The sequence below is a fragment of the Acinetobacter sp. Lyrl_1 genome, assembly GCF_051948795.1.
Taxonomy (GTDB): domain Bacteria; phylum Pseudomonadota; class Gammaproteobacteria; order Pseudomonadales; family Moraxellaceae; genus Acinetobacter; species Acinetobacter towneri.
On the sequence record NZ_JAYJLK010000002.1, the window covers coordinates 49367 to 64911 of the forward strand.

General features: G+C 42.0%; 9 protein-coding genes. 5 read left to right on the plus strand and 4 right to left on the minus strand.

What is annotated here, in order from left to right; genetic code table 11:
* Positions 1–12: 12 nt before the first annotated feature.
* The 3 genes from VF675_RS01230 to VF675_RS01240 all read right to left on the minus strand — a co-directional run bounded on the left by VF675_RS01230 (position 13) and on the right by VF675_RS01240 (position 2555).
* A complete protein-coding gene (locus VF675_RS01230) occupies positions 13–726 on the minus strand; it encodes a ubiquinone biosynthesis accessory factor UbiJ (protein ID WP_440204636.1) in 714 nt (237 codons plus the stop codon).
* 11 nt (positions 727–737) lie between these two features.
* On the minus strand, positions 738–1682 hold the full coding sequence (gene ubiE, locus VF675_RS01235) for a bifunctional demethylmenaquinone methyltransferase/2-methoxy-6-polyprenyl-1,4-benzoquinol methylase UbiE (RefSeq protein ID WP_004975907.1): 945 nt from the start codon (positions 1680–1682) through the stop codon (positions 738–740).
* A gap of 168 nt (positions 1683–1850) precedes the next feature.
* Entirely contained in the window at positions 1851–2555 is a 705-nt protein-coding gene (locus VF675_RS01240; protein ID WP_004975910.1) for an FFLEELY motif protein, read from the minus strand.
* Between the two features lie 246 nt (positions 2556–2801).
* On the opposite strand from VF675_RS01240, the gene pap reads away from it, so the two are divergent.
* Positions 2802–4220: a polyphosphate:AMP phosphotransferase gene (gene pap, locus VF675_RS01245; RefSeq protein ID WP_225531132.1), complete on the plus strand. Its 1419-nt coding sequence runs from the start codon at positions 2802–2804 to the stop codon at positions 4218–4220.
* Positions 4221–4285: 65 nt separating this feature from the next.
* Here pap and VF675_RS01250 read toward each other — a convergent pair whose 3' ends face one another.
* The gene (locus tag VF675_RS01250; RefSeq protein WP_004975913.1) at positions 4286–4795 is read right to left on the minus strand and encodes a hypothetical protein; all 510 of its coding nucleotides are present in this window, start codon (positions 4793–4795) and stop codon (positions 4286–4288) included.
* 236 nt (positions 4796–5031) lie between these two features.
* Between VF675_RS01250 and VF675_RS01255 the strand changes: the two genes are divergently transcribed.
* The 4 genes from VF675_RS01255 (at position 5032) to rpsO (ending at position 15479) form a co-directional block, all read left to right on the plus strand.
* On the plus strand, positions 5032–8772 hold the full coding sequence (locus tag VF675_RS01255; protein ID WP_440204637.1) for an exodeoxyribonuclease V subunit gamma: 3741 nt from the start codon (positions 5032–5034) through the stop codon (positions 8770–8772).
* 44 nt (positions 8773–8816) lie between these two features.
* Entirely contained in the window at positions 8817–12536 is a 3720-nt protein-coding gene (locus VF675_RS01260; protein ID WP_440204662.1) for a UvrD-helicase domain-containing protein, read from the plus strand.
* A 109-nt stretch (positions 12537–12645) separates the two neighbouring features.
* Entirely contained in the window at positions 12646–14388 is a 1743-nt protein-coding gene (gene recD / locus VF675_RS01265; RefSeq protein WP_440204663.1) for an exodeoxyribonuclease V subunit alpha, read from the plus strand.
* Positions 14389–15209: 821 nt separating this feature from the next.
* Positions 15210–15479, plus strand: coding sequence for a 30S ribosomal protein S15 (gene rpsO, locus VF675_RS01270; protein WP_004975922.1), 270 nt, complete (start codon positions 15210–15212; stop codon positions 15477–15479).
* Positions 15480–15545: the final 66 nt, after the last annotated feature.

The window sequence follows — 15545 nt, forward strand, 5'->3', positions numbered from 1 at the left end:
AAGACTTATTCCCTAGGGCTGAATGGAGTTTAAGGTGTCAGAAGCGGTATCTGGCTGTGCATCAAGCTGCGTTTGTAGCTGTTGGATTTTGGCTTCGGCACGGTCTAAATTTTGTTGAAAAATGCGCGTATCTTGTTGTAAGTCATCCATTTGCCAGCGTGGGGCAAATAAACCACTGTCTTCTTTTAGGGCATCTTCAGCAAAGAACAAATGGCTGTGTAGACTGCGTTTTAAATGCTTGGGTGCAAGCTGAATTTTGCCAACTTCATGAGCCAAAGCAGGACCAATCCAAGGGCTTAAATGTGCGGCCAAGTCTAGTTCAGCCTGCTGCATAATGCGCTGAATATCTTGTAAAAGATGATAGTCACCTTGTAGGGGAATATTGCCCACTTCATCGGATAGCAACAGTTTAAGCAATTGCACCACATTTTTAACATGCAAAGTGGCCGTTGCGGGGCTGATATTTTGCGCTTGATCAAACCTTGCGAAGCTAGAGCGCTTCTCATGCTCAAAAATAGAAGGCTGCTCGCTGTGACCTGTTGCAGTAGGTTCTAAACGAACTTTGTTGTCATCAAAAAAGACATCTACAGAAAGCTGTGGCGAATCGAGCACCACACGCAACATTTTGCCGTGTAGTTGGTTGAGCTGGATGCGAGTAATCGCATCCAAATCAATAACATGATGAATCAGTTTCTCAACTGCACCAAGGGCGAGAATTGACCACATTGCGGTACGCCTTAGAGTTTAAAACCACGGTGAACGGCAACAATACCACCAGTCAGGTTGTGGTAATCACAGTTTTGGAAGCCTGCCTGTTCCATCATGCCTTTTAAAGTGCGTTGATCTGGGTGCATACGAATAGATTCAGCCAAGTATTTGTAGCTTTCTGAGTCGTTTGCGACAATTTTACCCATCAATGGCAATGCTGTGAATGAATATAAATCGTAGAGTTTTGAGAACGGTTCAAATACTGGTTTTGAAAATTCTAAAATCAATAAACGACCACCCGGCTTGAGTACGCGGTACATCGCTGCCAAAGCTGCATCTTTATCGGTCACGTTACGTAAACCAAATGAAATAGTCAGTAAGTCAAAGCTGTTGTCTTCAAATGGTTCTAAAGTTTCGGCATTCGCCAACACGAAATCGACATTGGTACAGCCTGCATCAATTAGACGGTCACGGCCAACATTCAGCATAGATTCGTTAATATCTGACAGTACCACATGACCTGTAGGGCCAACTTCACGGCTAAAGACTTTGGCTAAGTCACCCGTACCGCCTGCAATGTCCAGTACGCGCTGACCACGACGTACACCTGACATATTAATCGCAAAGCGTTTCCATAAGCGGTGAATACCAAATGACATTAAGTCGTTCATAATGTCGTATTTGCTTGCGACCGAGTGGAAGACTTCTGCGACTTTCTGGGCTTTATCTTCACTGCTGACGGTTTGGTAGCCGAAGTGTGTGGTTGCACCGACATTGCCTGTGTTGGCACCGCGCGGCAAATTATATTTTGGCACTGAACCCGTAACAGGTGTATCCGTTAATTTTTGTTCTAAAGATTGTTGCTGACCTTGTGGAGCGCCTTGCGGTAGAGGTTCGGTTAAGAATGGACTCACTTTGTCTGTTGGTTGTGCCGACTCGGGAGTAGCGGTAGGCGTTTGATTTTCATTCGACATTGGAGTCACTCCTCAGGATAAAAAGGCTTAAGGCTGCAGTGTATGCATGATGACAGATTCTAAGCACTTGTACAGTAATCATCATGCAATTGTTATGAATAATATACAGAAAAAACCAAAGATAGCGTAAGTGTGCTGAATAAGTGTTGGTTATTTCACACATTGGGATTATGAAAATGGATGTAAATCACCTGCATGTACTTTGGCAATAATTTCCCGTTCTGTGGTAGTAAATTGCTTCACAAATTTCTCTGCAGACTTTAATGGTTTCATGGCTAAAAAGCCATCTTGCATAAACTCATACATAATTTGAAAACTGTATTTTTGCGCCGCGCCTTTACACATTTTAAAAGCGGTATAGACCACAAAAGAGCGCATATATTTATCTAGGTTTTTACCCAGTTCATCCAACATATTTAATTGTTTTAAGCGTGCTTCGCCCTGATCGAGCTTTAAATAAGTCAGACGCATCATCTCATCATTTAAAGGCATATTTTCAGGATAGTCCTGTAGCAATTGTATCGCGACTTGTTCATCTAACTGCACTGCCAAAATCGCCAGACTTACCCCAGAAGTCCCTGTTTTTATTGCATTTTCAGGGATGATTTTTTCAGCTTTGTGTGCATATTTCAGTAGGCGAGCAATTTGACCTGCCAAAGCGTCAAAATCTGGACCGCCATATAAGCGGTTTAAAAAATATTCAGCCATCAAGACATTGTGCTTTTCGGCAAACTGTGTGGCATGGGTGCGTTGCATACGCTGTTTTTGCCATGCTTGAACATCTTGTAAGCGTTGAAAAAGCATAGGATTTTTATGATATTTAAATTGATAATACAGTTCTAACAGCTCATCTAAAGCAGCAAGTTTAGACATAGGGTGTCTCATTATTGAGTTGAATGGGCAAATCTTAATGTGAGTTTGATCTCGTCGCTATGACAAATTACACAGAATTCCAAACGGCAAAGGTCAGTGTGTGAGATTAATCTACAAAAATACGCGAAAAGTTGTTAAAAAATGGGTCGATATTCGTATACTGATCAAAGTCTGTCGCTCATTCTAATATCGTAAATATAGACGAATGATCAGCAGAGCTTAAATAACACAACAATAGGGTAGATGATGTCACAAGCACATACTGAATTTAAACTCATGGAAGAAGAACAACTTTCAGTCGAGCTAATTGAAGCCCAATATGCTTTAAAAAATACCAAAGGTGAAAAAAATGCCAAAAGTTTGCTGATTTTAGTGAGCGGCATTGAATTGGCGGGGAAAGGAGAGTCGGTCAAACAACTTAGGGAATGGGTCGATCCGCGTTATTTAAGGGTAAAAGCCGATGCGCCACACCCGTTTAATCCCAAACAGACACTTTGGCAGCCTTATGCACGTTTTATTCCTGCCGAAGGTCAAATTATGGTGATGTTTGGCAATTGGTATAGTGACTTATTAAGCACAGCCATGCATGTGTCTAAACAAATTGATGACACCATGTTTGATAACTATGTCGAAAAAATGCGTGCCTATGAAGAAGACTTAAAAAATAACCATGTGGATGTCATTAAAATCTGGTTCGATTTATCGTGGAAATCACTACAAAAACGACTAGATGATATGGAACCGAGCGAAGTGCATTGGCATAAATTGCACGGTTTGGATTGGCGCAATAAAAAGCAATATGACAGCTTGCAAAAGCTGCGCCAACGCTTTACCGATGACTGGATTATGATTGATTGCGAAGATGAAACCATCCGCGATCAACAATTTGCACAGCATATTTTACGTGCTTTAGAGCATTGTCCTGTGCATCCGACCAGTTCGGGCATCACTTGGCAAGCTGCAGAAATTCCAGAAGTTTTGCTTAATCCTATATCTGAATCGGTCAATGAGGATGACTATAAAGCAGAGTTAAAGAAACTCACGAAAAAAGTGGCAGATGCACTGCGTTTAGATAACCGTAATGTCAGCATTGTTTTTGAAGGAATGGACGCAGCAGGCAAAGGCGGCGCGATTAAACGGATTGTAAAAAAACTGGATCCGCGTGAATACGAAATTTACACCATTAGTGCACCTGAAGCCTTTGAAATTAGTCGTCCTTATTTGTGGCGTTTTTGGACGAAAATTCTGCCTGAAGAAAAAATCAATATTTTTGACCGTTCTTGGTATGGTCGGGTATTGGTAGAACGTGTAGAAGGTTTGATTAGCCCACTGGAATGGCAGCGTTCTTATGACGAAATCAACCGTTTTGAAAAAGACTTAAATGATCATCAAACTGTCGTCATCAAATTTTGGTTAGCCATTAGTAAAGATGAGCAGGAGCTGCGTTTTAAAGCACGTCAGGAAACCGCACATAAGCGTTTTAAAATTACAGATGAAGACTGGCGCAACCGTAGCCGTTGGGATGATTATTTGGTGGCAGCGGCAGATATGCTGCAACGTACCAGTACCGAATATGCACCGTGGCACATCATTCCGAGTAATGACAAAAATGCAGCACGTTTGGAAATTTTAAGAACCATCTTGAAACAACTCAAGGCAGAATAATCTGCCTCGAGGATGCAAAGACTGCGTGTTAAGTTAGCTGAATTTGAGTCTGTTTAGTTTAAAAATTAAGCATTCACAACTTTGGCTTGTTTAAGCTGAATGCTTTTTGCCAGTTTATAGCTTTCTTCAACATGCGTTTCGGCAATTTTTTTCATAATAAAATAACCCAAACCTGCTGCCACCATTTGTCCACCCAATGGAATAAACTTGGTGACTTGTTTGGTGATGTACTTGGCTGCGACATTATTCAGGGATTTTTTTACTGCAGTACGCGCCACGACTAAGCCTGAAAATTCCACACCGCGTTTACGCAATTCGCTCCAGTGGACTTTTCGGGTTTCAGGATCATACACGCTGACTTGCTCAGGAGATAAGCCAAAACGTGCATTAATTTCTGGAATCAGTTGCGACAAGATGCCCACATCAATGACAACGTCTAAGAACGGCACAGGAATGACGGCTGCACCTGCAGAAAAATAGGCACGTTTTTTGACCAGTTCTAGGCATTCTGCACGAATCATTTCCAAGTCTAGGCTTGGATCAATACTGTCTGGAATTGTCTCTCTTTTTATCATAAGTACAACCTTAAAATGGCGGATAATCGTATGCTGTTTGGTAAATTAAACCACTTTATTCAAAGCACTTTTTGAATAAAGTAGGCAATAAAAGTATGCTTGTAAAGTGGCATACACCGTTGTAAGTGTATAGCCAATAATCTTTATTCTTTTGTTGTGCTTGAGGCAAATGATAGATCAACGGCCTTCTAGTACATTTAATACATTCTTATTCAAAATAAATTAAAGGATACCTTATGGCGATTCATGTCATACAAAGCCAACGTATAGAAGTTTTAGTCAATGAAATGCTGAAAACCATACGTCAACCGACATCGAATCCGCTTCAGGTGCTACAAACCCAGCATTTTATTGTGCCTTCAGTGGCAGTAGAAAAGTGGCTGACGGAAAAAATAGCCGAGCAAAAAGGCATTAGTGCCAATACTGAATTTCATCATCGTATTCGTGCCTTTCAATGGGCCGCTTATCAGGCAGTTTTAGACGATAAAGATCGGGTGCGTCAGGCAAATATTCCGCGTATTGTGATGCAATGGCGTGTGTTTTATGACTTACAACCGTGGATACAACACGAACAAAACCCACTTCCTGCCGAGCATGCTTTACATCGTTTGATTCAGCGAATTTATGACAGCGCAGAGCAATTGTCACAGGGTTTAGAAAAGCAGCTCAAAAAGCAAAACATGCTGTATTGGGTGGCAGATAAAGTTTCACGTTTATTTAGCAATTACATGGTTTATCGTGGTTTTTGCCAAAAAGGCTGCGAGGGTGTCTGCCAATGTCAAAGCAATTGGTTAGCGGTTTGGGGACAACAGAAACGCCTGAACTTAAAGCAGCAAATTTATATCCCTAAAAACTTTGAGAGCGAAGAAGAAAAACAAGCGGCATTGGAAATAGCCGCATTTACTCAAGAGCAAGCCGAAGAATTAGAGCAATGGCAAAGTTGGTTGTGGTTGCATATTTTTCATGCAGATTTTGAAAAAATGCAGGAGATTGATCTGCAATTTTGGCAAGCTTTGGGCGAGCCTGAAAATCCAAATTCGTGTATTAACAAATTACCCAAACAGTTGGTGATTTTTACCTTATTGGATTTGCCGCCAAGTCAGTTGCTGTTTATCCGCCGTTTGGCGCAGTATATGGATATTTTTATTCTGCATTACAACCCATCGCAAGAATATTGGGCAGACATGGTCGATCCTAAGTGGAAATTAAACATGGATGCGCGAATCAAAAGTCGTTTTATTCGTGAGATGGAAAGTCAAAATAAAACCGTAAGTGATGATGATATTGCTGCATATATCAAAAAATATAATGGCGAATTTAATGCCGATATGCGCGAGTCACATCATCCTTTGCTGACACGCTTTGGTAAACAGGCACGTGATCACTTTTCTTTATTGGCGGCGTTGTCAAGTGGTGATGAAGGCGAGTGGTATGATCTTTTCCCTGAAGAAGAGCCGCAGCATTTACTGGGTAAAATTCAATCGGATGTATTGAATTTGGTTGAGCCAGTCGCGCAGGCGTATGACTTAGATCCTGCCGATGAGTCATTGCAAATTCATGTGTGTCATTCAAGTTTACGTCAGCTTGAGGTACTCAAAGATCGTTTAATTGCATGGCTAGGACAAGATGACAGCCGCCAAGCCAGTGATATTTTGGTATTGAGTCCGAAACTCAAAGAACAAGAGTCTTTAATTCGCAGCGTATTTGCTGCACCGCCAAGTGAGCGTGATCTCTATCAGAAAGGACAACAAAAAGCACAGCAGAATCAAGCTACTTTAGGGCATCAACTCAGTCAAGATAGTGTGTATTTGCCTATTCAAATAGCAGGTATCAGCTCTTTAGATATTCACAATGCTTGGCGTGCGGTGGTTGGGCGTATAGCGTTGGTACAAGGACGTTTTAGCTTTGAGGAGTTTGGTGACTGGTTGAGTTTGGCTGCCACACAACAGCGTTATGCCTTGAATTTAAACAATATTGAGCGCATGAATGAGTTGTTGGCCAATGCAGGTTTTAAACGTGGTTTAGATGCCGAGCATTTAAAACGCAGCCTGAGTGCAGATGATCAAGATTATCGGTTCAGCTTAAAGTTTGCTTTAGATCGTTTGGCTTTGGGCGTTGCAGTGCCAGAGCATTGCGTGGTTCAGCACACTTTAAGTTATGCCGATGTGCAAAGTAGCGATTTTGAATTGATTTTTAAACTGGTTCAAATTTATCAGGATTTTGCACAGCGCCGTGATTGGCTAATTCAGCATGAATTGGGGCAAGCCAAAACGGTGGAATATTGGCTTAAACAACTGATGCAAGACCTGAGTGAGTTTCAGGATGCAGGGGTAGATGTGTTGGCATCGGTGTTTAGTTTGGTGCAAAAACATGACCGTATGCTGACCTTAGCCAGTTATTTTGATGTGCAGTCGGGTCAAGATTTGCGTCATTTAAGCTTACCGCTGGATTATATTCTGCAAGAAATTTCAGCCCAGCTCGAAACCCAACTCGAACAAGCCAGTCCATCGGGCGCCATTACCTTTAGCCAAATTGGTGCAATTCGTCCGCTGCCATATAAGTTGATTGTGATGTTGAATTTGGACAATGGCGTGTTCCCAAGTCGTGATCAGCAATTGGCTTTTGATTTGATGCAACTATTAAAACCACAACTGGGAGATCGTTCACGCATTGAGGATGATCAGGGGGCGTTTTTAGACAGTTTATTGTTGGCGCAAGACAGTGTTTGGTTATTTTATAACGGTTTTGATGTCAGCGATGGTGAGGTACGTGATCCATCCGTGCTGGTGCAGGAATTTGTGCAGCATTTGGAATTGATTGTGAAACATCCCGATAGGGCTAGCGATTCACGCTTAAACTTGAACGGTGTCGAGATTCCTGCGCAATTGAAATCTCTTTATCACCTGCATAGTTTGCAACCTTTTGATCAACTGCGTTTTGCCGAAAGCCGTGAAGTTCGCTTTAAAGATCAATGGTATCGGGTTGCCAAACAAATGCAGCAAGAAACCACACCACGCGAAGCATGGTTTGGTGAATATCCATTATTACCACAAGACGTGGTGGTACTCGACAGTATGCAATGGATTCGAGATGTATGTTTCCCTGCACGTGCCTATTTAAAAGCGATTGGAGTCGAAAATTTACAATCCGACACTGCTGCAATGAACCACGAGCCGCTGATTTTAAATGGCTTGGAAAAATATAGTGTGCGTGATTTTTTACTCCAACATGGCGAGCAAGATGCAGAAAGCTTGTTGCAAGATACCTTGCCTGTGGGTAAAACCTTAAATGCCACGTTTCAAACGGGACTGCAAGAACAGCAATATTTACGTGACACACTCCAGCAATTTGCAGATGAAGCAACCGCAACAACGCAACAGCTTTGGAAAATGAATCCGCATTTGCATATCCGTATTCAAGTGCCTGAACAGCCTACAAAGCTTTGGTGTAGTGTGGTGGCAGCAAGTGCCAGGCCAAAAAAATATGCCGAAGTGTGGTTGGAATATTTGTTTTGGGTGGCCTATCAGAACACAGAACATCAAGATTTAGAGCGGATTGTGGTGTGTAAAGATGCGGTGATTCATTTTGCCAATATCAATGCACAGCAAGCACACGAGTATTTAGCCCAGTGGTTTGAGTTCTGGAAACACGCACAGCAATATCCTGTGTTATTGCCTGCGGCTTTAGTTCTAAAAATGAACGATAAAAAAGAATTTGAAATCCAATGGGATGAAGCTCAGTCCGATCAGGTTTTGAATATGGAAAGCTTCGTAAAACATTGGCATGACGGTGCTTGGGGAGGTTTTATTGATGAAAGTGAGAAAAACCACCCAGACTGGGCATTTATTTTTCAAGACAGTGAAACTGAACCGTTGTTGATTGAGGCGTTTCAGCAATATAGCCATCGACTGTATCAGCCCATCATTGAAAATTATGAGTCTGCGAAAAATCTTCAAAAACAAGGGGAATCTGCGTGAACTCATCTAGCCCATTCCCAATTTGTTATGACCCAATTCAAGAGATGCAATTTAAAGGTTTGCATTGGATTGAAGCATCGGCAGGTACAGGCAAAACCTATACTTTATCGAGTTTAATGGTGCGGATTTTCCTGAAAGATTATTTGCCTAATCAGGTGATTGCGACCACATTTACCCGTGCCGCAGCAGCCGAGCTAAAAAGTCGTATTCGTGCACGTTTGCTTGAAACCCAACAATATATCGATCAGTGTTTAAACCAGTCTTTAGATCAGCGTGCCCTTGCAGAGAAAATTACACAACTACAAGACCCTTTACTCAAACATATTTTGCAGGAATATCGTTTAAAACTAGACTATGCCAGTTCACGTTTGAAGTTGGTGATTGCGCAACTGGATGAATTATTTGTCGGAACGCTGGATAGCTTTAGCCAAAAATTATTGCGTGAATTTTCCTTTGAAAGCGGCAAAATTGAGCGCGCCAATATTACTGACCAAGCATCGGTCTATACCGAACAATTGGTGCATGATGTGCTGCGAGAATGGATTCAGGCGCAGCCTCAGCATGTTGTGGACTATATGCTGTTATGTGGGCGGTTGAAATCGGCAGCCGATTATGAGGGTCTGGTCAATACCAGTTTGAATTTTGCATCGGCAGAGATTCAAGGCATAGATCAGGCACAGTTGGAGGTTCAGGATTTAGCAGAGGCGTTGCAGAATTTAGCCAGTATCACCATGACGCAAATTGAAGAATTAAAAGAATATTATGATGGTGAATATAGCTTTAATTTTTCCGATTATGTCGCGGGGAGTGATAAGAAGGGGTTGCAGCCACTATTTACAGTGACTTTGCCAAAACTGATTGAAAAAATTAAGCACAGCCCTTTAGAACATTATTTTAATTCACATCTTGCCGCATTGTTTAATGCGGTCTTTGCACTATATTTGAACCAAGACGGTAAGCTCAGAAAATCAATTTTTAACAAAGCGAAAGCACCATGTACGCAAGAGGTGCAAGATGCTTTTTTTGATCATCCTGTGATCGGAAAAATCAAAGCAGTGGTGGATGCCAAACTTAATTTTGAGCATCAAATTGAATTGGTGGAGACCAATTTAAAATTCTATTTGGTACAACACGTCAAACAGCGTTTACCGCAACTTTTACAGCAAAAAGGGGAAACCACTTTTGCCCAACAAATTCGCAGTTTAGCTGAAGCTTTGCAGGGAGAACGTGGGCAGCGTTTTGCACAGTTTGTGCATACGCGTTATCCACTGATTTTGGTGGATGAATTTCAGGATACCAACCAAGATCAAGATGACATGCTGGCACAAATTTGGCGCAATCCAAAGTGGTATGCGCGTGGTTGTATGATTATGGTGGGCGATCCTAAGCAGGCGATTTATGGTTTCCGCGGTGGTGATATGCTGACCTATAACAATGCCCGCGATGATGTGCTGAAAAAACAAGGTCGCATTTACTCGCTCAGACAAAATCATCGTTCAGTGAAAGAGCTGGTCAGTGTGGTGGATGAGTTATTTCAACGCCAACCCGCTTTTGGTGAAAAAGTGATTTATGATCCTGTTATTGCTGGTTCACGTCCTCATCCTGCCTTAATGGATCGGCAACAGGCCAATCCCGCACCGCTGCGTTGGGTAACAGTGGAACATGAACAGGATGAGTCCATTCAAATTGCACGAAAAATTCGTGAGTTATTAAATCAAGGTATCGCAGGCGATTTATATTTTGATCATTCTGAAGGCAAAGTTGCTTTGCAAGCTGATGATATTGCCATTTTATCGACCAGTCATCAAAAGCTAGATCAAGCCCAATACGAGCTTGAGCGGATTGGAATTCAGGTCAATAGAAGTAGCCAGCGCAGTGTTTTTACAGGCTTTTTAGCCAAAGATGTGGCGGCAATTTTAACTGCAATTTTACATCCTTATGATGAAGCCAAGGTCAAGCGTGCCTTACTGACACGTTTATTGGGTTATAACCTGCAACAGTTGATTGAACTTGAGCAACAGGGGTTAGGTCAGTTTATTTATGACTTCGACTGCATTCGGGAAATGTGGGTCAATAAAGGCTTTTTAACCGCATGGAATTACTGCCTAAACTTATTTAAAGTTTGGGAAAATTTGGTGGCGAAACGCAGTTTTGACAATGAACGGCATGTGGTGAATTTACGCCATTTAACCGAATTGCTGAGTCGTCAAAGTGAACGCCATCAAGGGGCTTACATGCTGTATTACTGGTATTTACAGCAAGTTGAATCACCTGCCAAACGCGATTGGGAAATTGAACGAAAACTTTCTAATGCGGCAGGCGTGAAACTGATGACCATTCACCAGTCCAAAGGCTTAGAATTTAAAGTCGTGTTTTTGATGTCGGCAGATCAGTCCCCCAAATCTGACAAGTCTGCTTTGGTGTTTGCAACACAGGAAGCGCAAGGCATTGAACAACGCATCATTGCCATTAAACATAAAGACATCGATGCCACAGCAATGCAGCAGCACAGTGAGCGCCGTTTGGCAGAGTTGAATCGGCTTTGGTATGTGGCACTCACCCGTGCCAGTTATCGGGTCTATGCGATGCTAAAACAGCCTACGCCTGCAAAAGAAGGTAAAAAAGAGGCTGCACCAAAATCTGCTGGTTTAAATGTCTGGCGTTTACAAGCGCCAAGTTCAGCAGAAATTGCAGCAGCATGGAGCTGTGATGAAGCACCTCTGACACAATTGGCGGCAGCATTACAACTTGAACAAGTGCAAGAAATTAAGATTGAAGCTGCAGATTTTCCGCAGCGTCGTTTTTATCCACGAACCAAAACCAGTTTTAGTGGCTTGGCACAACATTTACCTGCCGCCATGCGTAGCGATACTTTGGCATTGGCAAGCGAGGAGCAGGCTGCTGCTGCCGACGAAATCAATCAGGAACCTGTCGAAACGGAACAGGAAATCGTACAGGTGGCTCAACCGATTGCATGGATCAAAGCTAATTTTCAGCGTGGTACTCAAGCGGGGAGTTTTTTACATAAACTCTTTGAATATATCGACTTTCAAGCCAGTCATGATGACATTTTTGAAGAAGTCAAACGCCGTTTTCATAACGACAAAGAGTTTAATTCAGATGTGTTATTGGTAGATTTGATTGCAAAACTCGACACTGCCAAAGGCAGCGCGACTGTGCAGGAAGCAGATATTTTTGCGCACATGACCGAGTGGCTGAAGGATGTGTTGAATACTCCTTTGCACGATACTTTCCAGCTTTCCGCCTTATCTACTGCACATTATTTATCAGAGTTTCCATTCTATTTGGCGTTGGCAGATCAGCGCTTATTTATTCAAGCAATTCAGCAATTGTTTGAAGATGCGGGACATCCTATTCAAGATTTAAATGAAGCCGCTACTGCGCGTTATCTGACAGGCTCAATCGACTTGGTTTATTTTGATGGGCAGTGTTATCACATTGCCGACTATAAGAGTAATTATTTGGGTGCCGATCAGCGCGATTATGAAAAAACCAACCTTGAACACAACATGACCCAATCGAGTTATTGGTTACAAGCGGCCTTGTATTTGGTGGCGTTGCACCGTTATTTGGGCAGTCGTTTGCAAGATTATGATATTCGGCAACATTTGGGTGGAGCCAGTTATTTGTATTTGCGTGGTATGCAGGGGCAAGCAGGGCAAGGGGTTTGTCATTGGCGGCCAGATGCGGAATTTATTCTGCAACTAGATCAAATATTGGGTTACTTTGAACTTAAAAAATAACGCTAAGTCAGCTTATCGACTTAATAAAACAATTGCTTATCCTGTGGATAACTTTGAGGATAACTGTGTGGAAAACAAGCATATTCACTTAAATTCAGCTCAAACGCCAATGCAGGCGTGGATGGATTACCTATGTCAGCCGCCATTTAGCAATGTCACTTTTGATGCTTCAGCGCAAATTTTGATGCAACAGGTACTCGATGCTATTCAGCAAGGGGATAGCTGTATTCCTGCAACCGCAGAACAAGTGGCGGCATTGCAACATTTGCACATGAACTTGCAGCGTAGCGCTTTAAATCCTGATCCACAAATTGCACCGTTTGTATTTGATGGGCAGCGTTTGTATTTGTATCGCTACTGGAAACTGGAACATCAGGTTGCTAGCGATATTTTACGGATTCAGGCGCAGCCGCCTTTGTCCTTTGAATTACAAGCCGAGCAGCTTAATTTATTGCAAGATCCACAGCAGCAAAAAGCGTTACAGACTGCGGCAACTCAAAGTTTAAGTATTATCACTGGTGGGCCAGGTACAGGAAAAACCTATACTTTGGCGCATATTGTTGCGGTGCTTAATCAAGCTTTGCCAAATATTCGGATTGCGATGGCTGCACCAACAGGCAAAGCGGCACAGCGGATGGATGAAGCTTTGCAAAATGCCTTGAATAGTCAAGCTTTACAAATGTTTAATGTCGATGCTTTACGTCAATTACGACCCATGACTTTGCATCGTTTATTGGGCTTAGGCAATACAGGCAAGCCACGTTTTCACGCTAAACAACCTCTACCTTATGACGTGATTGTGGTCGATGAAGCGTCGATGCTGGATTTAAGCCTGTCACAGATGTTATTGGCTGCCATTCCTGCGCAGGCACGTTTAATTCTGTTGGGCGATGCCAATCAATTGGCTTCAGTCGATGTCGGTACAGTATTGGCCGATTTACAGCAAGTGCCTGAACTCGCAAATAACCGTGTCAATTTAGTGACCACACGTCGTTTTGCTGAAGGTGCAAAAATTGGCGCAATGGCGAAGTTTATTCAGCAAGAACATTCTCCTGCACAGGTTTTGGCTGAGTTTGAACAGCAAGTCGTGGCAGCAGGTGAATTAAAGCCAATTCAATTTAAGCAAGTCGAAATAGATGCCCTACAACTGCAATATTTACCTCAGCAAAATGGGCAAATTTCAGCGGAAAATTTAGCGCATTATTATGATCAGCTGATGTATGGTTATCAGGCTTATGTAGCGGTATTAAAAGCACATACTTTGGGCTTGGAACAATCAAGTACAGCATTTCAAGCGCATGTTGAGAATGTGGTGAATGTATTTGATGATTACCGTATTTTAACCGCAATTCGTCATGGTCATTTGGGTTTACAACAACTGAATTTGCAGATTGAAAAACGCTTGTTGCAACAGTTAAAACAAACCAAACATGGCGATTGGTATGCAGGACGCCCCGTCATGATGACCTATAACGATTATCAACTGGGGTTGTCGAATGGTGATATTGGCATCTGTTTTATGCGAGAGCAGAATGATCAGCGCCAGTTTGAAGTATATTTTCCAAGTTTAAATAAGTGGGTGCCTGCAACACGCTTACCTAAAAATATTGAAACCGCATTTGTACTTACTATTCATAAATCGCAAGGTTCTGAATTTACTCATACAGCTGTGGTGTTGGATGCTGCGGCAAAAAACTTGCTGAGTAAGGAGCTGATCTACACTGCCATTACCCGTGCTAAAAAAGTCGTAAGTTTGTTGGTTGATGCGCAAGCTTTGCAGCAAGCTTTGATGATTCGTACCCGTCGCAGCAGTGGTTTATTAGCCAGAATTAATGACGCTTTGGATTGTTAAGTAAAACTGAATAAGAGATGGTTTTGTACGAAATGGCTTACATTGATTCGAGAAATTTGCGCATAGAGATTTCAAGATCTTTTTGAGAAGATGACTTCACATAAAAAGCTCAATAGGGATAGTTGAGCATAATCGCAGAATAATAACGATAAATGTCGAAAGACAGCGAACTGACAGGACGTGAGTGAGAAGAGGAAACTTACAGCCGCTAAGCCTTGTAGTTTTGGGAGAGACTACAGGGCTTTTTTATGCCTGTAAGTTTGGGTGATTTGCAAAATGCTGACAATGCTTACCTGTTGTAAGAAAAAGCTTACAAACAGATACGAGAAATACGACTTCTTTCACTTTAGTATTGTGGCAAAATCTACCACACAAGGACGTGAAAGCAAGAACAGGAATGTTCAGAGAATAAGACGCGAAAACGCGCAAATAACCACAATAAACAAGACAATAAGAATAATAAGACAAGAAACTACAGCGCAAAAAACAGCCCGAGCTATGCTCGGGCTGTTTTATTTTAACGGCAAAATATTCCAGTGGATGAAAAGCAGTTGGCAAAATATTACATATTATCAATCATATACAATTGTATATTTATTTTCCTTAGACACTTTATACCTAACATGATGTGTATACCCTTAGCATAAATCATACTTTTATTGGTACATCTCAAAATTAAAAGTGCTTGTTTGTCGTTCTGTTTTGCAATCGGCACGTTTTTGCCTTAAAATAATGCCCTTGCTGTAGTGATGCACGGCAGTCAATTGAGCAATCAATTGATCGGTATCAAATCTTTTTATTAAGCATCTCGGAGAAATCGAATGGCTTTAACAAACGCAGATCGCGCAGAGATCATCGCTAAATTTGCTCGTGCTGAAAACGACACTGGTTCACCAGAAGTTCAAGTAGCGCTTTTAACTGCTCAAATCAATGACTTACAAGGTCACTTCAAAGAGCACAAACACGACCACCATAGCCGTCGCGGTCTAATCCGTATGGTTAACCAACGTCGTAAGTTACTTGACTACCTTAAAGGCAAAGATGTGACTCGTTACAGCGCATTGATTGCTGCTTTAGGTTTACGTCGTTAATTCGATTTAAGCTTTTATTTTCGGACTATTGCATGTTGAATGCTGTATTACTGAAAACTAAAGTAT

Coding starts and splice junctions, on each gene's coding strand:
- VF675_RS01230 (WP_440204636.1), bottom strand. CDS start 726: ATGTGGTCAATTCTCGCCCTTGGTGCAGTTGAGAAACTGATTCATCAT.
- ubiE (WP_004975907.1), bottom strand. CDS start 1,682: ATGTCGAATGAAAATCAAACGCCTACCGCTACTCCCGAGTCGGCACAA.
- recD (WP_440204663.1), top strand. CDS start 12,646: ATGCAGGCGTGGATGGATTACCTATGTCAGCCGCCATTTAGCAATGTC.
- VF675_RS01240 (WP_004975910.1), bottom strand. CDS start 2,555: ATGTCTAAACTTGCTGCTTTAGATGAGCTGTTAGAACTGTATTATCAA.
- VF675_RS01255 (WP_440204637.1), top strand. CDS start 5,032: ATGGCGATTCATGTCATACAAAGCCAACGTATAGAAGTTTTAGTCAAT.
- pap (WP_225531132.1), top strand. CDS start 2,802: ATGTCACAAGCACATACTGAATTTAAACTCATGGAAGAAGAACAACTT.
- VF675_RS01260 (WP_440204662.1), top strand. CDS start 8,817: ATGCAATTTAAAGGTTTGCATTGGATTGAAGCATCGGCAGGTACAGGC.
- rpsO (WP_004975922.1), top strand. CDS start 15,210: ATGGCTTTAACAAACGCAGATCGCGCAGAGATCATCGCTAAATTTGCT.
- VF675_RS01250 (WP_004975913.1), bottom strand. CDS start 4,795: ATGATAAAAAGAGAGACAATTCCAGACAGTATTGATCCAAGCCTAGAC.